Here is a 24835-nt window from a genome sequence, read left to right as displayed (position 1 = left end):
CTGCGCAACCTGCCATATTCGGGAAATGTCGCAAGGTCTAGGGAAAGCTAGCGCTGTCAGATATTTGACTGATGGCCCTGTTGATGGGACCGCAATCGGATGTTGCCACCGGGCCTTCGGCCGTGCTTCATCCGGGTTTCCACGACCCGGAAATAGCGTCCGCTTGGACGATCGCTCCGGATGATGCATTTTGAGGCCGGTAACGCGAGGCAAGAGACCGCATGTCGTCCTATTCCGATGATCTCCACCAGGCGGCGCTGGCCTATCACCGACTGCCGCGCCCCGGAAAGCTCGAGATCCAGGCGAGCAAGCCGCTCGCCAACCAGCGCGACCTCGCGCTTGCCTATTCTCCGGGCGTTGCCGCCGCCTGTACCGAGATCGCCAAGAACCCGGCGGAAGCCGCGACCCTGACCACCCGCGCCAATCTGGTCGCGGTGGTCTCGAACGGCACGGCCGTGCTCGGCCTCGGCAATATCGGCCCGCTGGCCTCCAAGCCGGTGATGGAGGGCAAGGCGGTCCTGTTCAAGAAATTCGCCGGCATCGACGTGTTCGACATCGAGATCGCCGCCGACACCATCGACCGCGTGGTCGAGACGGTGGCCGCGCTCGAGCCGACCTTCGGCGGCATCAATCTGGAAGACATCCGTGGTCCGGAATGCTTCGAGATCGAGGCGCGGCTGAAGGAGCGCATGAAGATCCCGGTCTTCCATGACGACCAGCACGGCACCGCCATCATCGTTGCCGCCGCCATCACCAACGGTCTGAGGCTGAACGGCAAGAAGCTGTCGGAGGTCAAGATCGTCGCGTCGGGGGCAGGGGCGGCGGCGATCGCGACGCTCAACCTGCTGGTGTCGATGGGCGCGCAGCGCAAGAACATCTGGGTCTGCGACATCGACGGCCTCGTCCATGAGGGCCGCAACACCTCGATGGACCGCTGGAAGGCGGTCTACGCGCAGAAGACCGACAAGCGCACGCTGGGCGACGTCATCGGCGGCGCCGACATCTTCATCGGCCTGTCGGCACCGGGCGTGCTCAAGCCCGAGATGGCGAAGGCCATGGGCGAGAAGCCCCTGATCATGGCGCTGGCCAATCCGACGCCCGAGATCATGCCGGAAGAGGCGCGAAAAGTGCGTCCCGACGCCATGATCTGCACCGGTCGCTCCGACTATCCGAACCAGGTCAACAACGTCCTCTGCTTCCCCTTCATCTTCCGCGGCGCGCTCGATGTCGGCGCCAGCGCGATCAACGAAGAGATGAAGCATGCCGCGGTCGAGGCCATCGCGCAACTCGCCCGCGAGGCGCCGTCGGATGCCGTCTCCCAGGGCAGCCTCGATACCGGCGAGGCTGGCGGCTTCGGTCCGGGCTCGCTGATCCCCAGCCCGTTCGACCCACGACTGATCCTGCGTATTGCGCCGGCGGTGGCGAAGGCGGCGATGGAATCCGGCGTCGCGACGCGTCCCATCACCAATTTCGACGAATATCGCGCGCTGCTCGAGCGCTTCGCCTTCCGCTCCGGCCTCGTCATGAAGCCGATGTTCGCCAAGGCCAAGACTCAGCCGGTGCGCGTGATCTACGCCGAAGGCGAGGACGAGCGCGTGCTGCGCGCCACGCAAGTGGTGCTGGAGGAGAAGCTGGCGACGCCGATCCTGGTCGGCCGCCCCTCCGTGGTCGAGGCGCGCATCAAGCGCTTCGGCCTGTCGATCAAGGCGGGCAAGGATTTCGATCTCGTCAACCCTGAGGACGATCCGCGCTATCGCTCTTACGTTCAGTCCTATGTCGAGGTCGCCGGCCGTCGCGGCGTGACGCCGGATGCTGCGCGCACGGTGGTGCGTACCAACAACACCGTGATCGCCGCGCTCGCGGTGACGCGCGGGGAGGCCGATGCGATGCTTTGCGGCGTCGAGGGCCGCTACATGAGCCATCTGCGCCATGTCCGCGAGATCGTCGGCTTCTCGCCCGGCGTCAGCGACTACGCGGCATTGGCGTTGCTGATCACCAGCAAGGGCGCGTTCTTCATCGCCGACACGCAAGTGCGGCCCAATCCGAGTGCGGAAGAGCTTGCCGAGATCGCCTCGCTTGCCGCGGTCCACGTCCAGCGCTTCAACATCAAGCCGAAGATCGCCTTCGTCTCGCACTCCGATTTCGGCAGCTACGACACCGACTCCTCGCGCAAGATGCGCCGGGCGACCCAGCTCTTGAAGGAGAAGCACCCGGAGATCGAGGCCGACGGCGAAATGCAGGGCGACACCGCGTTGTCCGCCGCGGCGCGCCGCATGGTGCTGCCGCACTCCAAGCTGGAGGGCGAGGCCAACATCATGATCATGCCGAGCTTGGATACCGCCAACGTCGCCTACCAGATGATCAAGTCGCTGGCGGACGCGCTGCCCGTCGGCCCCATCCTGATCGGCCCGGCGCGGACAGCCCACATCCTGACGCCCTCGGTCACCGCGCGCGGTATCCTCAACATGACGGCAGTTGCCGTGGTGGAAGCGCAGGAGCGTGCGGCGCGGCAGCAGCCGACGCTGTTTACTTAGCGGTCGTGCTCCACGAACTCGTCATGCCCGGGCTTGTCCCGGGCATCCACGTTCTTTTTGCGGCAAAGGTAAGTCGTGGATGGCCGGGTCAAGCCCGGCCATGACGCCGAGAGAGTGGTGGCCGAATTCGTTCCGGTCGGTTCGATTCCGCTAGGGAGCGCCAACGCGCGCCCCAACACTCTTGAATAACTTCCCGTTTTCCATTTCCGCGTTTGAAAACCGCAAACGGACTCATCATAATCTCCCAGCGCGTTAGCGTTTTGCCAAGAGGCCGACCATGCCAGCGTTCGTGACTTTCGGGCGAATCCTGTTCGCCGTGCTGTTCATCTACACGGGCGCCACCAAGTTCTTCCCCCTCCAGGCGACGGCCGACTTCATCGCCGGCAAGATCGTGGTGCCCGATGTGATCGCGCCTTATGCCAAGCAGGTGGAGACCGCGACTGCGATGACCACTCCGCAGCTGCTCGCGATCGCGCTCGGAGGGCTCCAGATTCTGGCGGGATTGATGATCGCGCTGAACTTCGGTGCGCGCTTCTTCGCGATGCTGATGGTGATCTACATCGCTGTGTCGACCGTCCTGTTCTCCGATTTCTGGAATCAGAGCGCGCCTGAGAACGCCGCGGTGGTGATCGACGCGCTGAAGAATCTTTCGATCATTGGCGCGCTGTTCATGATCATGGGCTACGGCCGCGCCACGCGCTCGGTCGAGACCGCCTACGGCGACGTCTAAAGCGCTAGCCCCGCCGCCACGGCGTTACGGTGACGTCATGCGCGGCGTCGAGCATATAGGGTGTCCCCGCAGTCAGCCCGTGTGACGTCAGCACGTCGTGCGGCGTTCGCCGGGGCACGTCGACGAAGCAGCCTTCGCCGCCGGGTAGCCGCACATGCGGGGCTTCCGACAGCCAGAAGGTGTCGTAACGGTCCATGAACATGTCGAACACGACCGGGCCGCCAATGATCGCGACCCGCCCCGAGGTAACATCGGCAAATGCGCAGGCCTCCGCGAAGCTCGCATGCTCCGGATTCCACAGCGTCGCGTTCGGCATCTCGGGATCGACGGTGAGGGCCTTGATCTTGCGGGTCAGGATCAGCCGCTTGCGCTTGGGCGAGTTCGGCTGCCCCTCGTGCGAGTTGCGGCCATGCACGATCAGCGCAGCACCATCGAGCGCCTGCTCGAAGAACAGCTTGTCGCCTCTAAACTTCAGGCTGTCGGGCATGACATGGCTGGCGTCGGCAAGCATGCCGTCCGCCGAGACGATGACGTAGCCTTCGAAACGGAACGACAAATGACGACTATTCGGAAACGGTCGTCACCACGGAATTGACCGGGCGCGTGCTGACTGTCGGCAGCTTGACGTCCTTCATCAACTGCTGGTCGTATTCGGGCAGCGAGGCCACCGGCGCCTTGGCGCGCATCGCCACCACCTTGTAGCCGCCGGCCTTGAGGCGGTTCAGCAGCTCGGGCAGGGCTTCCGCCGTGTGCTTCTGGAAGTCGTGCATCAGGATGATGCCCTTGCCCTTGGTCTCGAGCCTCTTCATCACGGTCTCGATCACTTTCTCGGGCTTCGAGGCCTTGAAGTCGAAGGAGTCGATGTCGCAGGAGAAGATCGCAACGTTGCGGTTGCCGAGATAGGTGACCATCTCCGGCGGATGCTGCAGCGCCGGGAAGCGGAAGAACGCGGCGGGCGAGATGCCGCCGAGTGCCCATTTCACGGCGCTGATGCCCTTCTCGATCTCTTCCTTGCGCTGCGCTTCGTTCAGCTTCTTGTCGTTGAGATTGGCGTGCGACCAGGTGTGGGTGCCGACGGTGTGGCCGGCGGCGTAGACCTGCTTCAGGATCTCCGGCTCGTAGGTGGCATGCTTGCCGATCGAGAAGAAGATGCCGGTGGTGCACTGGTCGGCGAGCGCCTTCAGCACGGCAGGCGTGTTGCGCGGCCAGGGACCGTCGTCGAAGGTCAGGACGACCTCCTTGTCGCGCAGGAAGTCGAGCTCCTTGAAATGCTCGAAGCCGAAGCCGGGGCCACCCGTGGTGTCGATTTCCACAGTGCGGGCGACGCCCAGCGCGTTCGGATTGTTGCAGGCGGCGCGCGCCGGCTGCGGCGCCTGTTGCGGCGGGGGCGGGAAGGCTGCGCTCGGTTGCGCAGCAGCTGCCGCCGGGGCCGCGGCTGCCGGAGCTGCCGCCGCAGCCGGTGCTGCCGCGGGTTTTGCAGCCGGTGCTGCTGCGGGCGCGGCCTGGGTGGCGGCTGCGGGTTTTGCAGCCGGGGTCTGCGACCATGCCGCGCCTGTCAGCGCAACAGACATCGCGCTTGCCAAAATCAGTTTTGCCGCCACACGCATGGTGTTGTCCTCGAGATTGATCCCGTTGTTCCGCCGTGGCTTTTCGCCTGCGGCAAAACCTTCCTGCCCCTTATCACCTTAGCCTAGATGGTGCTCCATCCCCATTGCAACGGCTGTTTGGCCCTTCGCTGCAATTGTGCCCAACCGCGTTGCGGCGGATACGGTCAACTGTCGGCCAATGCCCGGGCTATCGCGGTTTTGACGCGCGTGTCGGCAGGCTCCACGGCTGAAGGAAACACCTCGGCGATATAGCCGTCGCGGCCGATCAAGTATTTGTGGAAGTTCCACTTCGGAACCTCCCTTGGCCGCGCCTCGGCGGCCCATTTGTAGAAGGGATGGGCCTTCGCCCCTGACACGACCGCCTTGGCAGCAATCGGGAAGGTAACGCCGTATTGGTGGTGCGCGGTCTCCGAGATCTCGCTGATGCCTCCGGGCTCCTGGCCGCCGAAATCATTGGAGGGCACGCCGATCACGGTGAGGCCGCGCTCGCGAAACTCGCTCCAGATCTCCTGCAGCCCTGCATATTGCGGCGTGTAACCGCACAGCGAGGCCGTGTTGACGACCAGCAGCGGTTTACCGGTGAAGGCGGCGAGGCGGATGTCGTCGCCGGACAAAGCCGGAAATGAGAAGGCGTAAGCGGAAATCCGGCTCATGCCGCCGTCGGCCCGCGCGCGCGTTGCCGATGCGGCTGCAGCGAGCAGCGCAGTGGTGAGCATGGTCCTGCGGCTCAACATGGCGGCGTCCCCCGTATGTGATGCGGGGCGGAGCTTACCTCGCCGATGCGACGGGCTCGCTCAACACCGCGTTATCTGACGCGGCGACGCTGTCAGTACAGGCGGACGATGAAGTCGGTGCCTTCGCCGGTTTCGCCCTGGTTGATACCCTGGTCGGACACGATGACCGAGGCGCCTGACGTGAGCATCTCGTTGATCTTCGCCATGGCCTCGGCAGGGATCGTGATGCGATCCAGTGCCTCGGCCGGGCTGTCGGGCGTCACCACAGGCCTGGCGGCAACAGGGATCACGGCAGCGCCACGCTGCCGGCGCAACAAATGACCGTCGTCCTCGCGCGCGGCGGCGCGGACGGTGACAGGCAGCGATACCACCGACCAATGCAGCGCATTCGAATCGGTTTTGTCGACCTCGGCCGTGAAGACGTGCGTGCCGAGCGGCCGGTCGCTGGCCGCGATCGTGACGGGCACATCGAACATCGGCGCGAAGTTCTGCCGCACGTAGAGCTTGGAATCCTTGCGGCTGATGAACACCGCAATCTGACCGGTCCGCTTCGGCATATCAGGCTTCACTGAAGGCGCGGGATCGGCGATGCGGGTCTGATCCTTCTTCGCATCCGGCGAAGCAGCTTGCGCGGGCGCAGCCGTTGTCGCGGCCGCGTCGGGCTTGTTCTCGGTCGCCGCCGTGTCAGCCTTGGCGGGCTCGGACTTGGCGGGCTCGGACTTGACCGGCTCGGACTTGGTGGGGTCGACCTTGTCTGCCGGCTTCTCGTCCGGCGTCGTCTTGGCCGCGTCCGCAGCGTCAGTCGGCTTTGCTTCGGTGCTCGCCGCGTCAGCGGGCTTGGCAGCGTCGTCCGTCTTCGCCGCTTCGTCGCGAACCGGCGCTTGACCCGTGGTCACATCCGACATCACGGTATGGCCCATCGTGGAGCGCAGCTCGAGCATGCCTTCTGCGCTGGCTGTCTTCCTCTCCAGAGATTTGGTCTCGACGGGCTTTGCGTCCGTGACCGTGGTGTCAGGCGCGCCCTTGTCCGCCTTGTCGCCGACGCTGGTCGGCGGCTCGAGGCTTGCTGCGGGCTGCGGCGGGACGCGCAGGGAAGCGAGCATCGGATGCGAGAAGCTTTGCGGCGTCAGCTGGCCCGGCGTGACGATCACGCGCGCGCCCATCTTGGTCCAGTTCCACATCTTGACCGCGAACGCCATCGGCATGCGGATGCAGCCGTGCGAGGCCGGATAGCCCGGCAATACGCCGGCATGCATGGCGACGCCGGACCAGGTGATCCGCTGCATGTACGGCATCGGCGCGCCGCTATAGATGTTGGAGTGGTGGAATTTGTGCTTCTGGATGACGCTGAACACACCCATCGGCGTCGAATGGCCCTTCATGCCTGTCGACACCGGCGACTCGGCGAAGACGCCCTTGGAGTCGTAGATCGTCACCTTCTGCCGCTCGATCGAGACGACGATGACGAGCGGGCCTTGCGGCTTCGCGCCGGTCTCTTTCTCGCCGACGGTCTCTTTCTTGGTCTTTGCGGCTGCCGAGCCGCGCTTCTGCGGCTTCAGTCGCGGCTCCGCCGGATAGCGCTGTTGCGGGGCGTAGTACGCGCCCGAATAGTCCGGATAATAATAGAATGCTGCTTCCGCCTGGCTGGTCGTTCCGATCGCACCCGCCGCCGCCAAAATCGCGGCCTGCCACAGCCATGCCGGCGCGGCGGAGAAGGGGGACCCGTTCACGCTATTCATTCCTCGAATCCACAATCCAAATCAGACGTTAGTGTCGCAGAGGGGATACGCGTTCACCAGCACGGTAGTTCTGCGGTCCGCTACATTTGTTCAAGACGTAACAAAAAAGCCTCACGGAGCGGTAAACGGCGGCCGCGCCCGGCCTGCTGTCACCTTCCTGTCGGGACCTCCCATGCCTACATTGCCAGGACTTGTTACCGGAGAACTTCATGTCATCCCGTTTCCCCGGTCTTTCCGGCATCCGCTTGAAAGGCCTTGCTTTAGTGCTCCTGGCTCTGGCCGTTCCTCTGGCTTGCGCATCGGCCGCCGACGAGCCTGATCTGATCTTCCGCCGGTCCACGGTGTTCAAATGGATGAGCCCGAATGACAAGCTCGCGACCTATGGTCTCGACGACCCCGAGGTCGAGGGCGTGGCCTGTCATTTCACGGTACCGGAGAAGGGTGGCTTCAAGGGCTGGCTGGGACTTGCCGAGGAGGTCTCGGACATCTCACTTGCCTGCCGCCAGGTCGGCCCGATCAAGTTCAAGGAGAAGATGGAACAGGGCGACGACATGTTCCGCAGGCGCCGGTCGCTGTTCTTCAAAAAGATGCAGATCGTGCGCGGCTGCGACGCCAAGCGCAATGTGCTGGTCTACATGGTCTATTCGGACAAGCTGATCGAGGGATCGCCGAAGAATTCGACCTCGACCGTTCCGATCATGCCGTGGGGACCGGCCGACGCGAACGTCCAGAAATGCGGCGACTTCTTTACTCAGTGACGCGCTTGCGTTCACTCAGCCGTGGGATCGCGCTTCATGCGCGGTTTCATCAGGTGCGAGCCGCTTAGCCGCACGAAAGCCTGCGGCGCGGCCTCGTAGCCGCGTCCTGATTGCAGAGCCATCGCGCCGGGCGAACCGGTACGGTCGCCGATCTGCCGATCGGCGCGATCCGTAGGCTGCGCCTCCTCGCGCACCGTTGCGCGATCTTGCGCCATCATGATGGCCATCCCTCGATATGTGCCCTGATAGTGACGGGCCGTTCGGTTTCGAAGGCTCGGTCGCGTGCGATCGATTCTCGGTTCATCGGGGCGCCGGCCCTCGTTCGCCGACCTCTTCAGCAGAAAACCGTAAAATGCATGTGAAGCGCTGACGTCGCCGATATGACCGCTTCGCCTCCAGTGACGCAGACGGTCGTTCTCATGCCGGTTGAAACCATCAATCGCTCCATCTGAAATGATTGATGTTTTCGGCAGATTGTTTCGTCGCGCCGTGAGCGACGAAACAATTCTCGCCGGGAACGAAACCATTCTGGGCTTTGGGCGCATCACGGAAGAAACCGCTGATGGTTATCAGGGTGACAACGACGACGGCGGAACCGCCGGCCACGCAATTCGGAGACATCCCATGCGCGCGCTCAGCTTCATCCTTGCTTTCGGTTTCGTGCTCGCCGGTTCCTCGTTGGCCGGAGCACCGGACGGCAATCTGCCCGGCATCGGGACTTTCCAGTACAGCGGCTCGCCGATCTCCACCACGGCGCCGCAGCCGATCGTTGTGGCGGCGCGCTTCTGATCTCCAACAAAAAACCAGCCCGCAAAGGCGCCATCATGTATCTTCGTTTCTGCGCCGCGGCGTTCCTGTCCGTTCTGACCATCAGCTCCGTTCAGGCTCAGGTGCGCTCACCGAGCCGGTTGCCGGATCCGCGCAGCGAGTTCGTGAGGCAATGTGCGCCGCGCATGCTCGGGCGCTGGGAGCACCCGGAAGAGGTCTGCGGCTGCCTGCATGATCACGCGGCTGCCGTCGTCGAGGATCGCGACCTGCGCGAGGCGCTGCTGCGCGGCATCAGTGAGACCGGCGTTCCCACGATCGAGACCGATTGGGTGCCGGCCGCCAAGCAAGGCGAGATCGGGGCGACCTTCACCAAGATCGCCAAGCCGACCTTGCAGTGCATGTTCGACCCTGCGAAATCCTAAGGTCTCACCTCTACTTCGGACCGAACCGCGGCACGCAGGATGCCGTTCGTGCGACGCCCTTGTCCGTCATCTTCGAGCCGCGAACTTCCTTGACCTGTCCGGCCGGGCAGGTTCCGTCATCCACCTGCACGCGCTGGCCGAGCTTGAGGTCGACGATATCCTGCTCACGCCCGACCGTGGTCGCGTAGGCCGCCGAGGCGAGCGCGGAGGAGATCAGGAGCGCGAGGCAGGCTGCACGGCCTGTTGAGGCGGCGGGTGACATGATGAGGGGATCCCGGAATCGATTCCGCAATGTTAGGCAGCAGCCACTGATTCTGATACTGAACCTTCGTCAGGCCCGCCGGGCCTGACGGCCCTTGGTTTGCAATCTGGCACGCGATTCCTTCGCGAGTCGTTCGGCGGCAGCGACGAGCTGTGGAACCGCATGCCCTGAAAATCCCAGCACGAACCCGGGCAGGGGCCGCGTCCGCGCATAGGTCTCGGCGAGCAGCCAGCCTTCCGCGCCTGCCGCGTGCTTCGCTTCAGCTGCGACCACTGGGGCAACCGACGGATCGAACCGGGCCACGAGATGCAGGCCCTGCGACGGCACCGGGACCGACAGCGCACCACCTGACGCGGCTTCGAGCGTTTCGGCCAGCGCATCGCGCGCTTCACGGTAGAGCTTGCGCACCCGCTTCAGATTTGCGGCGAATGCGCCTGAGTTAAGCATGTCGGCGACCGCGCCTTCCAACAGCGTGGCGGGGAAGCGGTCGAGCGCGGCGCGCGCGGCCGTGACGTCGCCGATCAGGCGCTCGGGCAGGGCGCAATAGCCGATGCGCAGGCCCGGAAACAGCGTCTTGGCGAAGGTGCCCATGTAGATCACGCGCTGGAGGTGATCGATGCCGGCAAGCGACATCAGCGGCGCGCCGTCATAGCGAAACTCGCTGTCGTAATCGTCCTCGAACACGAAGGCGCCGGCCTGCTTCGCCCAGTCCAGCAGTTCGAGCCGCCGCGGCATCGACATCTGCACGCCCAGCGGAAACTGGTGCGACGGCGTGACATAGGCTGCGCGCGCACCTGGTGCGGCGGAGCGGCCCCTCGCGACTTGCAGACCGTGGGCGTCAACGGGAACGGCGACGGTACGGTAACCGCATTGCGCGATGGTCTTGCGCGCCGTGGGATAGCCTGGATCCTCGCACCAGACTTGATCATTCGGTTTCAAGAGAGCGCCCAGCACGATACGCAGCGTGTGCAACGTGCCCGACGTCAGCATGATCTGGTCGGGGTCGCAGCGCAGGCCCCGCGCCGAGAGCAGATGATCGGCGATCGCAACGCGCAGCTCATTGCTGCCGCGCGGGTCGCCGTAGTGCAGATGCTCGCTGCCAAAGGCGCGCATCCGTCGGCCGACAAAGGCGCGAAAACGTTGCACCGCGCGCTCGTCAATATGGGTACAGCCGAGCGAGAGGGCGCCTTGTTTCGGTGCCTCGACGATCACCTTCGGCTTCTTCGATGCGACGGCGCGGGCCGGGATGCGCGCGGCGACAAAGGTGCCGGAGCCAACGGTTGCTTGCGCAAACCCGTCGGCGATCAGGCGCTCGTACGCCGTGACCACCGCATTGCGCCGAAAGCCGGTCTGCTTCGCCAGCGTGCGCGAGGGCGGCAGCGGCTCGCCCGACTTGACGAGGCCGCCGACGATCATCTCGCACAGCGCCTGGTACAGCCGGTGCGCCGAGGACGCGCCGGCTGTGATGTGCGGGCCGGTGAGATCGAGCGGCAGCTCGGCCTTCCCAAGGGAATTGGTCGGAATTTTTTGCATGGAATTGGCACTATCGCAGACCAAATGCGCGGCTACAACTGGTCTGGAACTGTTCCAGACCCGACAGGAGCGGCCGTGAGCCAGACCGAGAGCCCAAATTCCTATCCGACGTCGGCGCGCAACCAGGTGAAGCGCCGGCACGACCGCGGCTTCTACGATCACGCCACCGTCCACCGCATCCTGGATTCCTCGATGTTGTGCCACGTCTCCTATGTGATCGACGGTCAGCCCTATTGCACGCCGACCTTCTTCTGGCGCGAGGGGACCAAGCTCTACTGGCACGGCTCCAGCGCCAGCCGCATGCTGCGCAACCAAACCAAAGGCGAGCGCGTGTGCCTGACGGTGGCCCATCTCGACAGCCTCGTGTTGGCGCGCTGCGGCTTCAATCATTCCGCCGACTATCGCGCGGTGATGGCGTTCGGCACCGCCTATCTCGTCACCGATCCCGTCGAGAAGGAGCGCGCGGTGGTCGCGATGGTCGACCGCTTCTTCCCGGATCGCACCGCGGGCCTGCGAGCCGGCAATATCCAGGAGATCAAGGCGACCTCCTTTATCGCGATGCAGATCGAGGAGGCCTCGGCCAAGATCCGCGCCAAGGGTGTCGCCGACGACGAAGAGGACTACGAACTGCCTATTTATGCTGAGCGCATTCCGGTTCGCACCGTTCTCGGCGCGCCCGAGCCGTGCCCGCGGCTGCTCGATGGCGTCACGCGTCCTGCGACGCTGAATGGCTATTCCGAGGGCCGCCTGCTCGAAGATGCATTGCGGGATGCTTATTTTGTAGAGTACCCCAACGGCTGAAATCGGCTAGCTTGCGCGCTCCTTAGACCAATCGGATGCCGGGAGTTGCCTGATGGATGCCGAAACGCAGCAGAGGATTCTTGACGCCGTCGACGCCGGCTTCGAAGCCCAGCTTGCGACCACGCGCGATTTCGTCGCGATCCCTTCGACCCGCGGGGCGGAGGGGCCGTGCCAGGACATGATCGGCGACTTGCTGCGCGCACGCGGCTACGAGGTCGACGATTGGCACATCAATGTCGACGACTTGAAGGATCTGCGCGGCTTCGGGCCGATCGAGCATGATTTCTCCAGGGCGCGCACGGTGGTCGGTACGTATCGTCCGTCCACCGAGGCGGGCAAATCGCTGATCCTCCAGGGCCATTGCGACGTGGTGCCCGCGGGACCGCTGGAACTGTGGGATTCGCCGCCGTTCTCACCCGTCATCAAGGACGGCAAGATGTTCGGCCGCGGCGCCTGCGACATGAAGTCGGGCACCATCGGCGCACTCTATGCGCTGGATGCGATCAAGGCGGCCGGCCTGAAGCCGACGGCTCGGATCCACTTCCAGTCTGTCATCGAGGAGGAGAGCACCGGCGTCGGCGCGCTCTCGACGCTGCAGCGGGGCTACCGGGCCGATGCCTGCTTCATCCCCGAGCCGACCGGCGGCAAGATGGTGCGCGCGCAGGTCGGCGTGATCTGGTTTCGCCTTCGCGTGAAGGGCCATCCCGTCCACGTCGCGCATGCCGGCTCGGGTGCCAACGCGATCATGGCGGCGTACCATCTGATCCAGGCGGTGCAGAAGCTCGAGATCGAATGGAACGAGCGTGCCAAGGCCGACCGCCACTTCAAGACGCTCAACCATCCCATCAATTTCAACCCCGGCATCATCAAGGGTGGCGACTGGGCTTCCAGCGTCCCGGCCTGGTGCGACGTCGATTGCCGCATTGCCGTGTTGCCGGGTTGGTCGATCGCCGACCACCAGAAGGAGATTCTGGCGTGCATCGCGGCGGCCTCGCGTAATCACCGCTTCCTCGCGAACAATCCGCCTGATGTGGAATGGTCCGGCTTCCTGTCGGAAGGCTATGAGCTGACAAATTCGGCGGCGTCGGAAGCGGCCTTCGGCAAGGCCTTCAACAAGGTTTATGGCGGAGCGGTCGAGGACCTCGTCTTCACCGCGCTCACCGACACCCGCTTTTACGGCCTCAACCACGGCATCCCGAGCCTGTGCTTCGGCGCCAGCGGCGGCGAGATGCACGGCTTCAACGAATTCGTCGATCTGGAATCGCTGAAGAAGACGACCAAGGCGATGGCGCTGTTCATCGCCGAATGGTGCGGGGTGGAGAGGGCGTAGCGGCCTCTCCGCGTCATCGCGAGGAACTCTTGCGACGAAGCAATCCAGACTGTTGCTGCGGAAACAGGACTGGATTGCTTCGCTGCGCTCGCAATGACGGTTGGTCTTGGCTGGAGCGCCGGTCGCCCGAAACACGGGCCTATCCAAATCCTTTAAGCTTAAAAGAAAGACTAGGATGCCGCCCTGACCGGTGGCAGACTGGCGTTCGGTTCGCTGAACGAGTCCCCGGGGGAGTCACGATGCGCGATTGGGATGATGCTTACGCCAATTCGGCCCATATCCCGGGTTCGGACAAGATGCCGGCGCAATGGGCGGAGCGGGCGGCGGCCTACCGGGCCGGGCTGAAGGATTTTCGCCCTGACATCGCCTACGGCTCCGCCGAGCGTCAGAGTTTCGACCTGATCCTGCCCGACGGCGACAGCAAGGGCCTCGTCGTGTTCGTGCACGGCGGCTATTGGATGCGCTTCGACAAATCGGCCTGGACGGATCTTGCCGAAGGCGCGCGGCACCACGGCTGGACCGTGTGCCTGCCGAGCTACACGTTGGCGCCGGCGGCGCGCATCTCCGACATTACGGCAGAAATCGCCGCCGCGATCGCGAAGGCCGCCTCGCTCGTCGCGGGACCGATCCGGCTCGCCGGCCATTCGGCGGGCGGCCATCTCGTCACGCGCATGCTGTGCGACGACAGCCGGCTCGAGCCTTCAGTCTTCAACCGCATCGCCGGCACGCTTTCGATCAGCGGGCTGCACGATCTGCGCCCGCTGCTGAAAACGAGGATGAACGAGACGCTGCGCATGACCATGGAGGAGGCGACATTGGAGAGCGCAGCGCTGCATCTGCCGCGCGGGCATTCGCCTGTCACCGCCTGGGTCGGCGGCAGCGAGCGGCCGGAGTTTATCCGCCAGTCCGACCTGCTGGCCAATGTCTGGACCGGCTTTGACGTGCCGACGCGGCTCGTCGTCGATCCCGGGCTCAACCATTTCACCGTGATCGACGCGCTGAAGGATCCGTCCTCGCAGATCACCGCGCGCCTGATCGGGCTCGACTAGCGGGCAGGGATGATCGATCGAAAGGGCCTGTCATGACGTCCAGCGATTACGATCCCTCAAACGAAGGTGCCGAGACCGACTTCGCCCGGCGCATGTCCTATGGCGATTATCTGTCGCTGGACGCCATTCTCGGCGCGCAGCATCCGCTGTCCGAAGCGCATGACGAGATGCTGTTCATCATCCAGCATCAGACCACGGAGCTGTGGATGCGTCTCGCGATCCATGAGCTCAGCGCCGCGCGCCGCGCCATCGCCAGGGACGAGGTGGCTCCGGCCATGAAGATGCTGGCGCGAATGTCGCGCATCTTCGAGCAGCTCAACAACGCCTGGGACGTGCTGCGCACGATGACGCCCAGTGAATATACCCGCTTTCGCTCCCAGCTCGGCCAGTCCTCCGGCTTCCAGTCGCGGCAATATCGGCTGATCGAATATCTGCTCGGCAACCGCAATCACGCCATGCTGAAGCCGCACGCGCACGACGCGGAAACGACAAAACTGCTCGAGGCTGAGCTCGCGACGCCGAGCCTCTATGACGAGGTGCTGCGGCTTGCCGATCGCCACGGGCTCAAGATGCCGGCCGCCGTGCTGGCGCGCGACGTCCGCGAGACCCACAGCTTCAGCGAGGGCGTGCTTGACGCCTGGCGCGAGGTCTACCAGGCGCCGGAGACGCACTGGATGTTGTACGAGCTTGCCGAGAAGCTGGTCGATTTCGAGGATTATTTCCGGCGCTGGCGCTTCAACCATGTCACCACGGTCGAGCGCGTCATCGGCTTCAAGCGCGGCACCGGCGGCACGGGTGGCGTCAGCTATCTGAAGCGCATGCTCGAGGTCGAGCTGTTTCCCGAACTCTGGCGCGTGCGCACGATTCTGTAGGGATGTCCATGTCCAGGCTTTGCGTCTACGTCGACACCAAGGCGCTGTTTCATCTGCCCGAGGGTATGATCTATCTCGACGGCAATTCGCTCGGCGCATTGCCGCTTGGCGTCGCCGAGCGCGTCAACCGCGTCATCACGACGGAGTGGGGCGATGAGCTGATCCGCGCCTGGAACAGCGCAGGCTGGTATGCCCAGCCGCGCCATGTCGGCGATCGCATCGCCCGGCTGATCGGCGCGGAGGCCGGCTCGGTGATGGTCGGCGATACGCTTTCGCTCAAGGTCTACCAGGCACTCGCCGCTGCGCTCGACATGAACGCCTCGCGCAAGGTCGTCCTGTCGGACACCGGCAATTTCCCGACCGACCTCTACATGGCGGAAGGCCTGATCGCGACGCTCGGGCGCGGCCATCAGCTGCGCCTGGTGGCTCCGGAGGAGATCGAGGCTTCGCTGTCGGAAGAGGTCGCCGTCCTCTACATCACCGAGGTCGACTACCGCACCGGCCGCCGTCACGACATGGCGAAGCTGACGGCGAAGGCGCGTGCGCTTGATATCGTCACGGTTTGGGACCTCGCGCATTCGGCCGGCGCGCTGCCGGTCGATCTCGCCGGCTGCGGTGTCGATTTCGCTGCGGGGTGCACCTACAAATACATCAATGCCGGCCCCGGCGCGCCGGCGTTTCTCTACGTCGCGCCGCGTCATGCCGATGGTGCGCGTGCGGCGCTCTCCGGATGGATGGGCCACGCAAAGCCGTTTGCGTTTGAGCTTGGCTACGCCGCCGCCAGCGGTGTCGAGCGCATGCGCGTCGGCACACCCCCGGTACTGGCGATGGCGGCGCTGGAGGCTTCGCTCGATATCTGGGATCGGGTTGACATCAAGGAGATCCGCGCCCGCTCGTTGGCACTCGGTGATCTCCTGATCGCGCAGGTCGAGCGCCGTTGCCCATCCCTGAAGCTCGTGACCCCGCGCGCGCACGAGCATCGTGGTTCGCAAGTCTCGTTCGCCTTCGCGGGCGGTTACGCCGCGATGCAGGCCCTGATCGCGCGCGGCGTCATCGGCGATTTCCGTGCGCCCGATATCATGAGGTTCGGCATCACGCCGCTCTATATCGGCGAGAGCGAGATCGTCCGTGCGGCCGAGATCATCGAGGAGGTGATCGCAGGCGGGCTCTGGCGTCGGCCGGAATACCAGGTCGTGAATGCAGTGACGTGAAACACGAAGCCTCTCCGGCGTCATTGCGAGGAGCTCTTGCGACGAAGCAATCCAGAATCCCTCGGCGCAGGCAGTCTGGATTGCTTCGCTTCGCTCGCAACGACGATGGAGGGATGGTCGGCGCGTCCCTGCCGGGGGAGCGCCGGCGTCACGGCAACCATTACCTCAGACGTCATTGCTTTGCCGCGCGAAGCCATTCACGTTGAGACAACAATGAATTGGGAGGAGATCCGATGACGCCGCTCGAAAAACTCAAGGCGATGAAAATGCCGTTCGCCGAGCTCAAGGGCGTCGAATTCGTCGAAGCCGGGAAGGATCGCGTGGTCGCGCGGATGATCGTGCGGCCCGATCTCTGCACCCTGCATCACACCATCCACGGCGGCGCGGTGATGGCGCTCGCCGATTCCGTTGGCGCAGCGGCGACCGTGATTAATCTGCCTGATGACGCCAAGGGCACGACGACGCTGGAGAGCAAGACCAACTTCATTGGTGGCGCCAAGGAGGGAACCACTATCATCGCGACCGCGACCCCGGTTCACCGGGGGCGCCGGACCCAGGTCTGGACCACCCGGCTGGAGACCGAGGACGGCAAGCTGGTGGCCGTGGTGACCCAGACGCAGCTGGTCCTGTAAGACTACGGGGCTTTGATTTTGTTAACGAATTGGTCGTTCCCGATGCCGGAAACTTGAGCAGGTTCCCGTCTTGATAATTTTGTTGCGACGCACAATATTGGGGCCCTAGGGATTCGAACGCCTCCTCGAGGGACACCAAGAGGAGTTTTGACGTGACACTTGATGAGACCGTTCGCGCCACGTCCGTTCCGGGCTATGTGCGGACCCTGAGCCAGCAGGAAGAATTGCCGCTGTTGCGCGATCATCTGCTCAGGCTCGATGCCGGAAGCCGGCACGACCGCTTCAACGGTTTTCTCGACGACAGTTTCATCGAGCGCTACGCGGCCCGCTGCGCGGATGATGGCACCGTGATCGTTGCCTACATCGTCGACGGCGTGGTCCGTGGTGCGGCTGAGCTGCATCCGCCGGAGGGCGATTCGCTGCCCGAAGTCGCTTTCAGCGTGGAGGCCTCCGCCCGCCGCCAGAACGTCGGCACCGTGCTGTTCAGCCGCCTGATCGCGGAAGCGCGCTGGAAGGGCTTCAAGAGCCTGCGCATCACCACGGGCGCGGAGAATCACGCCATGCGCGCGCTCGCCAGGAAGTTCGGCGCGAACCTGCAATTCCGCCATGGCGAATCGACCGGCACGATCGACCTGACCAAGACGCCCGAGGACGAGCTTGCGGATCTCGCCTCGGCGCCGTTCAAGGCCGGCCGCGCGCTGCTCAGCTTCAACTCGACCTGCTGGAAGCTGATCTCCAGCATGTACGGCAATCGCGCGGCCTGACGGCAAAGGCCTGAATCAAAAAGCGGACCGGCGAGGCCGGTCCGCTGTTTTATTGAAGCAAGAATGTGAGGCCTTAGGTGCCGGTGCGCTTGTCGTTGCCGAAGCGGCGGACGACGCGGCGCTCGACCACGACAGAGCGCTGCGCGCCCTGTTCGCCGGCGATCACGCGCGTCGCGGTGATGCGGCTGTTGGTGCGGGCCTGCTTCTTGACCTCGGCCTGAACGATTTCCAGTGGCATCCCCATCAGCGCGGCAGCGATCTCGGCCTGCTGCTCCTGGTCGTCGGTGATGCCGACGGCAGCGAAGATCGCCTCATCCAGCGTGGGCGGATCGTGGCGCACGCGCCGCGTGCCATATTTGGTATTCCAATCTGCGCTCATAACGGCCTCATTTTGATGCCGGATACGTAGTGCCCTACATGTTGCATTGCAATATGAAATTGGTGTGGCAGCTCAGCTATGCACCGCTTGGGCGTCACAGCGGTGACGGGGCACCGATCTCAGGGCGTTGCTGCGGCCAGCGTTTCAGCGCCGCATGTCCAGCCGGCGTAAGCGCGTAGATTCCCCGGTCGGCGCGCTCGAACCAGCCATACACATTGTTAAGCAAGATCTTGCCGGCATCGGGACAGCGCTCGCGCAGTTCGCGCACCCGCCTTGGGCCTGCTGCGAGTTCGGATGCGCAGGCCAGCGCCTGCTGCCGATAGGCCGTCATGATCGGCGCGCGGGAGCTGCCGCCGAGCACGGGATCACCCTGGCGGCGCTGATGTTCGGCGACCAGCCGCGAGCGCGTCTTCGGCTCGCGGCGCGGGGCCGCTGTCGGCGGCTTCACCAGCACCTCGACCTCGCCCTTATCGGTTACCCCGAGCATGCCGAAGCCGAGGCGGCGACACAGATTGCGATAGCGCGCATCGCTCTCGCGGCCCTTGCCGCGTGCGGATATTTTTGCCGCGATCCAGATCTCGTCGCCTGCCGGCGCACGATCAACTGCTTGCAGGATCAGCTCGAGATTGAAGGCGAGCTTGAGCTCGCCGATCACCACGACAGGCGGATCGCCGGCGCTCAGGCCGACGAGATCGCAGCCGCGGATCTCGCCCTTCACGTCGAAGCCGAGGCTTTCGAGGAATCGTTTGACGGGGAGGTAGAGCGCGGTTTCCAAGGTGAGTTTCCAGTCGGAGAATCAATTCCCCGTAGTCTAGCCCGGATCGGGATCGAGGCCGGCGAGCATTTGCCCGAACGCGGTCAAGCCAGCTATATCCTCACGCGGGGAACAGGGCGCTCGCATATGACGATCAGGAACGGGCTTTATCACATCCGGATCGAGTTCCTGGATAGCGTCCAAGGCGGCAATCAGGGTGTCATGGTGCTGCGCGACGGCACCATGCGCGGCGGCGACTCGTTTTTCTTCGCTTATGGCAGCTACACCTCGGCCGACGGCAAATGGAAGGGCGAGCTGACCAACGAGGAGCATTCGCCCTCGTTCGACGAGCGCCCGGTGTGGGGCCGCAAGGTCGTGACCATCGGCTTCAGTGGCACCTATACCGACGAGACCGCCTATGGCGAGGGCATTGCGCTCGCGGGCAAGCAGAGCATCCGCTTCAAGGGCAATCTTCGGCTGCTGGTGCCGGATTGATCACACCCGACCGCTCACCGGAATCAGCGCCCCGGTGACGCCGCTCGCGGCGTCGCTGACGAGGAACAGGATCACCTCGGCAAGCTCCTGCGGCGTCACCCATTTGGCGAAGTCCGCTTTCGGCATGTCGGCGCGGTTGGCCTTGGTGTCGATGATCGACGGCAGCACCGCGTTCACCGTGACCTTGCCCTTCCATTCGCTGGCCAGTGCCTCGGTGAGGCGGTGCACGCCCGCCTTCGATGCCGCGTAAGGTCCCATGCCGGAGCCCGCCTGAACCGCGCCCATGGCGCCGATATTGACGATGCGGCCGGCCTTTGAGGCAGCAAGGTGCGGGAGCGCTGCATGCGAGGTGTTGAGGGCCGTCAGCAGATTCAGCGCGTGCATGCGGTGCCACGTCTTGAGGTCGCCGTCGCCGACTGTCTCGAAGGCGAAGCCGCCGGCAATGTTGATCAGCGCGTCCAGTCTGCCGAAATGCTTCGCGGCAGCCTCGACCGCTGTCTTCGCCTGCGCTGCATCGGAAAGGTCGACGCCGCCGATCTCGATGCGCTCGGTCGTGGCCGGCATTTGTGAGGGCGCATAATCGATGCCAGCCACCAGTGCACCGCGCGACCGTGCGACGTCGGCGACCACCCTGCCAAGTGCGCCGAGGGCGCCGGTCACGACGATGACTTTTCCCTGCACGGTTCCCTCCCTCGCCTCTATTCGCGCCGACTATTGCGCGAGGCCAGTTGCAGTTGCAATGGCGCCGGCATCAAGGCTGGGCTATAAATGCAACTTTAGATCGTTCGAGGAGGCTGTTCATGCCCGAACCTTTTCCGTCCATCGAATTTCCCTCTGCGATCGTCGACCTGAAATATCCCCTGATGCGGCTCCGGCAAGCCTTCGATGGAAAGGGCGTGGTGCGGATCGTAGCCATGGGGTCGTCGTCGACGGCCGGACGAGCCGATGTCGTGCCTTATCCCTATCGGCTCGAGATGTATCTGCGGCAATATTTCAAGGACGTCCTGCATCGGACGGATATCCGGATTGACGTGCTCAACCGGGGGATTGGCGGACAAGAGGCGACCGAGGAGCTCGGGCGGTTCGAGGCCGATATTTTTCCCGATGACCCCGCGCTGGTGATCTGGCAGGTGGGAACGAATGCGGTTTTTCACAACGACCAATATGACGTTGACGTCGTTGCCGGGAACATCAGGAAGGGGCTGGCGCAATTGCGTGCCCGCGGCTTCGAGGTCGTGGTGATGGACCCGCAATATACGACGAAGATGCTGTGGGATGATCGCGCCGAGCTGTCGGACAGAATGGTCCGGCTGATCCGCGATGCGGCCAATGACGCCGGAGTCAATCTGTTTCAGCGCTGGGCCCTGATGCGGCATTGGCACGTGCAGAACAAGGTGTCGTTCGAGCAATTGGTCGATGTGACCGATCCCGACCAGCTGCACCAGAGCGACTGGAGCACCATGCAAGTCTCACTCGCTTTCAAGGATGTCATCATCAAGGCTGCGGGGGTGACGGCGTGAGGGGCCGCCGCCATCACGTTTGCAGATAACGCTCCTTCAGCGCGATCCGCTCGGGCGCGCCGAGCTTGAGGCCGTCGTGCAAATAGGCCTCGACATCGCCATAGTCGTCCCTGACCGCATCGAAAGCGGCCGCGAGAAAGGAGGCGTTGACCGAGCCGATCGCGTCGAGGACGTCGGCGGGCAGGTCGGAGACGCTCGAGGTGTCGCGCTTGTAGTGGCGGTTGGTGAGCAGATAATCCTCGGCAATGACGTCGTCGGGAACGCCGAGCGCATGCAGGATCAGGGCGCTGGCGAAGCCGGTACGGTCCTTGCCGGCGGTGCAGTGGATCACGAGCGGAGCGCGGTCCTCCAGCAGATGGCCGAACAGCATGCGGAAGCTATGCGTGTTGTGGCGGACATAGTTGCGATAGGACTCCCGCATGATCTCGAGCGCGACCTGCCGAGTGAGCGCGTCCCTGGCGAGCGCGGCGCGCAGCGAAGCCACCACCGTCGGCTCGATCGGCAGCGAATGTACGGTGATCTCGTTGACGACGCACATGCCAGCGGTCCGCTCCTCGACGCCGCGGAAGTCGAACGCGCTTTTGACGCCGAGTGCGCGAACGATTTCGATGTCGGCGGCGGTGAGCTGGCCGAGATGGTTGGAGCGGAAGATATGGCGCCAGCGCGTGATGCGGCCGTCACGTGTGGCGTAGCCGCCCAGGTCGCGAAAATTGCTGGCGCCTTGCAAGGCAAGGTGACGGGCAGGGGAGTCTGACATCGGAGCCGCTTTTGTTATGTTGCCGAGGGATCATTACAGGGGGCGATCATGGGCCGGCACAAGGCTGTTCTTTTGGGGATCTCCATACTGACGGCGGGACCGTCAGGCGCGGGGCACGCCGACGCGCAGACGTTCCGGACCTATCGCTGCGTCGATGGCACGCAGTTCATCATTGGTTTTTATGACTATGACACCCGCGCCTTCCTTCAGATCGACGGCGAGCCGGTCACGCTTGCCAAGCGCCTGACGGTATCGGGCATGCGCTATTCGGGGGCGGGCATCACGCTGAGGATCGACAAGAGCGGAGCCACCACCGTCAAGCATTTGAAACGGCCGGTCACGGCCTGCGCGGTGATCGAAAAGCCCGCCCTTTGAATGGACATCCGGACAGAATCAAAAAGGGTCGAAACCTCGTTGTTTCGACCCTTTTCAAGCTTCCGTCGGGCACTCGAAAGAGCGCGGCGGTCTCAAACTGGACACTGGCATTAGCGTTCCCATTTGGGCTTTGCTTCGTCGACCGCGTCCTGGTGGTACCAGCTGTCGCTGCAGATCGAGGCGTTCGCTGGAAGCGAGGCGTGATCGGCAGGAAGGCGTGGCTCGCCATAGCGGCGCCCCGCGAGAGCCGCGCGGCCCCCGGCAGGGAATTGGTAGATCTTCGCAGATCCGTAACTTAGACCATTATTCATCATTGCGATTGCTCCTGGGTCGAAGCGACTTGGCCTCCATGGTGCGCCCGACTCGTTCTGATGTGGTTACTGGAATCTCCATATCGGCCTCGCACTCCCAAAAGCAAAGTGCTGAAAACGATATCAGTTTCCGCCCAATTATTGGGCAGGTGGCTATCTGCACCCCCTAAGGCACCGGGCCGATGACTAACGTCTGGGCCGTTCCAAAGGTTGCTAGGCAGGACGGGGCGGCTTTTCGAAAGTTGCTGGACGTTGATGCGTGTTTGATCGGCAACCTCAGGCAGGGGGCCTGCCTGCTTCAAAATCGGGCGTTTTCCGCGGGATTTTTGCAGTGCAGCTTCACGAGAAGGTGCGCCTCTATGACGCATGCGGCTGGGGACGTTTTTCCGTCGGCTGGACCGACTCCGGCGCGGTGGAAAAGCTTCCGCGCTGCGGCTTTTTGGCACGCAACATGCTTGTGGAGGGCCGGCCGATGATGGCCGGGTACAAACGTGCGGGGCTCTCAACCCCACCTTTCGCATCATCTACAGAGAGGCTCAATGACCAAGTATAAGCTCGAGTACATTTGGCTCGACGGATATACGCCGACTCCGAACTTGCGCGGCAAAACCCAGATCAAGGAATTTTCGTCGTTTCCGACGCTCGAGCAGCTTCCGCTTTGGGGCTTCGACGGCTCGTCGACCCAGCAGGCCGAAGGCCACAGCTCCGATTGCGTGCTGAAGCCGGTCGCCGTGTTCCCGGACGGTGCCCGCACCAATGGCGTGCTGGTGATGTGCGAAGTCATGATGCCCGATGGCAAGACCCCGCATCCGTCCAACAAGCGCGCCACCATCCTCGACGACGCCGGCGCCTGGTTCGGCTTCGAGCAGGAATACTTCTTCTACAAGAACGGCCGTCCGCTCGGCTTCCCCGAGTCCGGCTATCCGGCGCCGCAGGGCCCGTACTACACCGGCGTCGGTTATTCGAACGTCGGCGACGTTGCCCGCAAGATCGTCGAAGAGCATCTCGACCTCTGCCTCGCTGCCGGCATCAACCATGAAGGCATCAACGCGGAAGTCGCGAAGGGCCAGTGGGAATTCCAGATTTTCGGCAAGGGCTCCAAGACCGCTGCCGACCAGATGTGGATGGCCCGCTACCTGATGCTGCGTCTGACCGAGAAGTACGGCATCGACATCGAATTCCACTGCAAGCCGCTCGGCGATACCGATTGGAACGGCTCGGGCATGCACGCCAACTTCTCCACCGAGTACATGCGTACGGTCGGCGGCAAGGAGTACTTCGAGGCGCTGATGGCCGCCTTCGACAAGAACCTGATGGACCACATCGCCGTCTACGGCCCGGACAACGACAAGCGTCTGACCGGCAAGCACGAGACCGCGCCGTGGAACAAGTTCAGCTACGGTGTGGCTGATCGTGGTGCCTCGATCCGCGTTCCCCACTCCTTCATCAACAATGGCTACAAGGGCTATCTGGAAGACCGCCGTCCCAACTCGCAGGGCGACCCATACCAGATCGCTTCGCAGATCCTGAAGACGATCTCGTCCGTGCCTGTCGACAAGAAGGCCGTCGCCTAAGATCCTCCCGGCCGGGACCTTGGGGGCTTGGTCCGGGTTGGCTTTCAATCCGCCGGGGCTGCGAAGCTCCGGCGGATTTTCGCGTTCTGATGACAACGCTTGGTGTGGGTCTGGCTTCTATGCCGGGGTGAAGTCTGTCCATGTCGGCCGAAACCGGGATAGAGTAGTCGTCAGGATGCGCGCGGAGCCGGGGACACGGCTGGTGTTTGAAGGCTTCTACAAGGTGCGGTTTCAGCTCGGCGACGCCGTCGGCCGGAGCGTGATGCATGCCGGCAATGGCAAGATGCTCGGCGGCAATTCGGCGTTCGCCCATATCGGCACCTACGAGAAGACCGAAGGCGGCGTCGACATCATCATCAAGACCGTCCGCCACAACCCCGATCCGAATTACCGCGCCATGGCCGGCACCGACGATGCGACGCTGATCGCGAAAGGTTTTGCGGACGGCGATCTCTACCGCTTCAAGGGCGAGCTGAAAGAGCTGCCCGGCGTGCCCTTCCAGTCGGTGATGACACCGATCACGGAGGAGGAGGTGCCGATCGCCGGCGGGGTCGGCGAGGCCGGCATCACCGATGGTCTCTATTCGATCCACCTGCGCATGCTCGACGGTGTCGACGGCGGGCTCACCGGCGTGATGCTGCTCAACCGCGGCCGCATCCTCGGCGGCGATGCTTCGTTCTATTACCTCGGCAGCTACACCGCCGCGAACGGACGCTGGAAGGGGCAGATCCTCAACCAGGAGCACACCCCGGCCAAGGACGATCCGATCTTTGGCGGCCACGAGGTCGGCATCGGGTTTGCCGGCACCTATGATGGCGATCAGGCGATGCTGGAAGCGACTGCACTGGCCGGCAAGCGCAGCCTGCGCCTGTCCGCCACGCTCAAGCTGATGCATCGCGCCTGATCGCTACAGGGGAAATTGCT

At 63.9% G+C, this 24835-nt stretch carries 30 protein-coding genes; 18 read left to right on the top strand and 12 right to left on the bottom strand.

Annotation, left to right across the window (positions count from 1 at the left end; all coding sequences use genetic code 11):
* The first annotated feature begins 221 nt into the window (after positions 1-221).
* Together ACNJX9_RS23500 and ACNJX9_RS23495 are read left to right on the top strand one after the other, a co-directional pair.
* A complete protein-coding gene (locus ACNJX9_RS23500) occupies positions 222-2534 on the top strand; it encodes an NADP-dependent malic enzyme (RefSeq protein ID WP_057759009.1) in 2313 nt (770 codons plus the stop codon).
* Between the two features lie 277 nt (positions 2535-2811).
* Entirely contained in the window at positions 2812-3264 is a 453-nt protein-coding gene (locus ACNJX9_RS23495; protein WP_057757810.1) for a DoxX family protein, read from the top strand.
* A 4-nt stretch (positions 3265-3268) separates the two neighbouring features.
* Here the strand turns inward: ACNJX9_RS23495 and ACNJX9_RS23490 are convergent, their stop codons facing one another.
* The 4 genes from ACNJX9_RS23490 to ACNJX9_RS23475 form a co-directional block, all read right to left on the bottom strand.
* A complete protein-coding gene (locus ACNJX9_RS23490) occupies positions 3269-3820 on the bottom strand; it encodes a dihydrofolate reductase (protein WP_057757806.1) in 552 nt (183 codons plus the stop codon).
* 7 nt (positions 3821-3827) lie between these two features.
* Complete coding sequence (locus ACNJX9_RS23485) at positions 3828-4871, bottom strand: polysaccharide deacetylase family protein (RefSeq protein WP_271602983.1); 1044 nt, start codon at positions 4869-4871, stop codon at positions 3828-3830.
* A 164-nt stretch (positions 4872-5035) separates the two neighbouring features.
* A complete protein-coding gene (locus ACNJX9_RS23480; RefSeq protein ID WP_439404401.1) occupies positions 5036-5605 on the bottom strand; it encodes a glutathione peroxidase in 570 nt (189 codons plus the stop codon).
* 92 nt (positions 5606-5697) lie between these two features.
* Complete coding sequence (locus tag ACNJX9_RS23475; protein ID WP_439404399.1) at positions 5698-7344, bottom strand: L,D-transpeptidase; 1647 nt, start codon at positions 7342-7344, stop codon at positions 5698-5700.
* 209 nt (positions 7345-7553) lie between these two features.
* On the opposite strand from ACNJX9_RS23475, the gene ACNJX9_RS23470 reads away from it, so the two are divergent.
* Positions 7554-8102: a CreA family protein gene (locus tag ACNJX9_RS23470; protein ID WP_057757796.1), complete on the top strand. Its 549-nt coding sequence runs from the start codon at positions 7554-7556 to the stop codon at positions 8100-8102.
* A gap of 11 nt (positions 8103-8113) precedes the next feature.
* Here ACNJX9_RS23470 and ACNJX9_RS23465 read toward each other — a convergent pair whose 3' ends face one another.
* Entirely contained in the window at positions 8114-8329 is a 216-nt protein-coding gene (locus tag ACNJX9_RS23465; RefSeq protein WP_439404397.1) for a hypothetical protein, read from the bottom strand.
* 226 nt (positions 8330-8555) lie between these two features.
* On the opposite strand from ACNJX9_RS23465, the gene ACNJX9_RS23460 reads away from it, so the two are divergent.
* Positions 8556-8891, top strand: a complete 336-nt coding sequence (locus ACNJX9_RS23460; RefSeq protein ID WP_439410255.1) for a hypothetical protein — start codon at positions 8556-8558, stop codon at positions 8889-8891.
* Positions 8892-8926: 35 nt separating this feature from the next.
* Positions 8927-9292, top strand: a complete 366-nt coding sequence (locus ACNJX9_RS23455) for a hypothetical protein (RefSeq protein ID WP_057757791.1) — start codon at positions 8927-8929, stop codon at positions 9290-9292.
* 10 nt (positions 9293-9302) lie between these two features.
* On the opposite strand, the gene ACNJX9_RS23450 is transcribed toward ACNJX9_RS23455, so the two are convergent.
* The gene (locus ACNJX9_RS23450; RefSeq protein WP_057757788.1) at positions 9303-9554 is read right to left on the bottom strand and encodes a DUF6719 family protein; all 252 of its coding nucleotides are present in this window, start codon (positions 9552-9554) and stop codon (positions 9303-9305) included.
* A 69-nt stretch (positions 9555-9623) separates the two neighbouring features.
* Entirely contained in the window at positions 9624-11087 is a 1464-nt protein-coding gene (locus tag ACNJX9_RS23445) for a PLP-dependent aminotransferase family protein (protein ID WP_439404395.1), read from the bottom strand.
* Between the two features lie 75 nt (positions 11088-11162).
* Between ACNJX9_RS23445 and ACNJX9_RS23440 the strand changes: the two genes are divergently transcribed.
* The 7 genes from ACNJX9_RS23440 (at position 11163) to ACNJX9_RS23410 (ending at position 17746) form a co-directional block, all read left to right on the top strand.
* A complete protein-coding gene (locus ACNJX9_RS23440) occupies positions 11163-11888 on the top strand; it encodes a pyridoxamine 5'-phosphate oxidase family protein (protein ID WP_439404393.1) in 726 nt (241 codons plus the stop codon).
* A gap of 52 nt (positions 11889-11940) precedes the next feature.
* Positions 11941-13218 carry an ArgE/DapE family deacylase gene (locus ACNJX9_RS23435; RefSeq protein WP_439404391.1) on the top strand — a complete coding sequence of 426 codons (1278 nt, stop codon included), beginning with the start codon at positions 11941-11943 and terminating at the stop codon, positions 13216-13218.
* A gap of 239 nt (positions 13219-13457) precedes the next feature.
* Positions 13458-14267 carry an alpha/beta hydrolase gene (locus ACNJX9_RS23430; RefSeq protein WP_439404389.1) on the top strand — a complete coding sequence of 270 codons (810 nt, stop codon included), beginning with the start codon at positions 13458-13460 and terminating at the stop codon, positions 14265-14267.
* Positions 14268-14299: 32 nt separating this feature from the next.
* Entirely contained in the window at positions 14300-15139 is an 840-nt protein-coding gene (kynA, locus tag ACNJX9_RS23425; protein WP_057757772.1) for a tryptophan 2,3-dioxygenase, read from the top strand.
* Between the two features lie 8 nt (positions 15140-15147).
* Positions 15148-16350 carry a kynureninase gene (kynU, locus tag ACNJX9_RS23420; protein ID WP_439404387.1) on the top strand — a complete coding sequence of 401 codons (1203 nt, stop codon included), beginning with the start codon at positions 15148-15150 and terminating at the stop codon, positions 16348-16350.
* A gap of 233 nt (positions 16351-16583) precedes the next feature.
* Positions 16584-16982 carry a PaaI family thioesterase gene (locus tag ACNJX9_RS23415; RefSeq protein ID WP_439404385.1) on the top strand — a complete coding sequence of 133 codons (399 nt, stop codon included), beginning with the start codon at positions 16584-16586 and terminating at the stop codon, positions 16980-16982.
* A gap of 152 nt (positions 16983-17134) precedes the next feature.
* Positions 17135-17746 carry a GNAT family N-acetyltransferase gene (locus ACNJX9_RS23410; protein WP_439404383.1) on the top strand — a complete coding sequence of 204 codons (612 nt, stop codon included), beginning with the start codon at positions 17135-17137 and terminating at the stop codon, positions 17744-17746.
* 73 nt (positions 17747-17819) lie between these two features.
* On the opposite strand, the gene ACNJX9_RS23405 is transcribed toward ACNJX9_RS23410, so the two are convergent.
* Together ACNJX9_RS23405 and ACNJX9_RS23400 are read right to left on the bottom strand one after the other, a co-directional pair.
* Positions 17820-18125 carry a hypothetical protein gene (locus ACNJX9_RS23405; protein WP_200468134.1) on the bottom strand — a complete coding sequence of 102 codons (306 nt, stop codon included), beginning with the start codon at positions 18123-18125 and terminating at the stop codon, positions 17820-17822.
* Positions 18126-18219: 94 nt separating this feature from the next.
* Positions 18220-18900, bottom strand: coding sequence for a DUF2161 domain-containing phosphodiesterase (locus ACNJX9_RS23400; protein WP_439404381.1), 681 nt, complete (start codon positions 18898-18900; stop codon positions 18220-18222).
* Between the two features lie 126 nt (positions 18901-19026).
* On the opposite strand from ACNJX9_RS23400, the gene ACNJX9_RS23395 reads away from it, so the two are divergent.
* Positions 19027-19374, top strand: coding sequence for a GrlR family regulatory protein (locus tag ACNJX9_RS23395; RefSeq protein WP_057757757.1), 348 nt, complete (start codon positions 19027-19029; stop codon positions 19372-19374).
* Here the strand turns inward: ACNJX9_RS23395 and ACNJX9_RS23390 are convergent, their stop codons facing one another.
* Positions 19375-20055, bottom strand: a complete 681-nt coding sequence (locus ACNJX9_RS23390; RefSeq protein WP_057757753.1) for an SDR family oxidoreductase — start codon at positions 20053-20055, stop codon at positions 19375-19377. It abuts the gene before it with no gap.
* 119 nt (positions 20056-20174) lie between these two features.
* Between ACNJX9_RS23390 and ACNJX9_RS23385 the strand changes: the two genes are divergently transcribed.
* The gene (locus ACNJX9_RS23385; protein WP_057757750.1) at positions 20175-20894 is read left to right on the top strand and encodes an SGNH/GDSL hydrolase family protein; all 720 of its coding nucleotides are present in this window, start codon (positions 20175-20177) and stop codon (positions 20892-20894) included.
* Positions 20895-20907: 13 nt separating this feature from the next.
* On the opposite strand, the gene ACNJX9_RS23380 is transcribed toward ACNJX9_RS23385, so the two are convergent.
* Positions 20908-21651, bottom strand: a complete 744-nt coding sequence (locus tag ACNJX9_RS23380) for a tyrosine-protein phosphatase (protein ID WP_439404379.1) — start codon at positions 21649-21651, stop codon at positions 20908-20910.
* Positions 21652-21699: 48 nt separating this feature from the next.
* On the opposite strand from ACNJX9_RS23380, the gene ACNJX9_RS23375 reads away from it, so the two are divergent.
* The gene (locus ACNJX9_RS23375; RefSeq protein ID WP_439404377.1) at positions 21700-22026 is read left to right on the top strand and encodes an MliC family protein; all 327 of its coding nucleotides are present in this window, start codon (positions 21700-21702) and stop codon (positions 22024-22026) included.
* A 110-nt stretch (positions 22027-22136) separates the two neighbouring features.
* On the opposite strand, the gene ACNJX9_RS23370 is transcribed toward ACNJX9_RS23375, so the two are convergent.
* Complete coding sequence (locus tag ACNJX9_RS23370) at positions 22137-22340, bottom strand: DUF2735 domain-containing protein (RefSeq protein WP_220003446.1); 204 nt, start codon at positions 22338-22340, stop codon at positions 22137-22139.
* Between the two features lie 256 nt (positions 22341-22596).
* Between ACNJX9_RS23370 and ACNJX9_RS23365 the strand changes: the two genes are divergently transcribed.
* The 3 genes from ACNJX9_RS23365 (at position 22597) to ACNJX9_RS23355 (ending at position 24815) form a co-directional block, all read left to right on the top strand.
* Positions 22597-22890 carry a hypothetical protein gene (locus ACNJX9_RS23365; protein WP_439404375.1) on the top strand — a complete coding sequence of 98 codons (294 nt, stop codon included), beginning with the start codon at positions 22597-22599 and terminating at the stop codon, positions 22888-22890.
* Complete coding sequence (locus ACNJX9_RS23360) at positions 22877-23911, top strand: glutamine synthetase beta-grasp domain-containing protein (protein ID WP_057757742.1); 1035 nt, start codon at positions 22877-22879, stop codon at positions 23909-23911. The genes ACNJX9_RS23365 and ACNJX9_RS23360 overlap by 14 nt, the downstream gene beginning before the upstream one ends.
* Before the next feature lie 202 nt (positions 23912-24113).
* A complete protein-coding gene (locus tag ACNJX9_RS23355; RefSeq protein WP_057759003.1) occupies positions 24114-24815 on the top strand; it encodes a GrlR family regulatory protein in 702 nt (233 codons plus the stop codon).
* Positions 24816-24835 lie beyond the last annotated feature (20 nt).

The sequence above is a fragment of the Bradyrhizobium sp. BLXBL-03 genome (assembly GCF_051853015.1).
Lineage (GTDB): Bacteria > Pseudomonadota > Alphaproteobacteria > Rhizobiales > Xanthobacteraceae > Bradyrhizobium > Bradyrhizobium manausense.
This window is presented reverse-complemented; position numbering and strand designations above follow the sequence as displayed.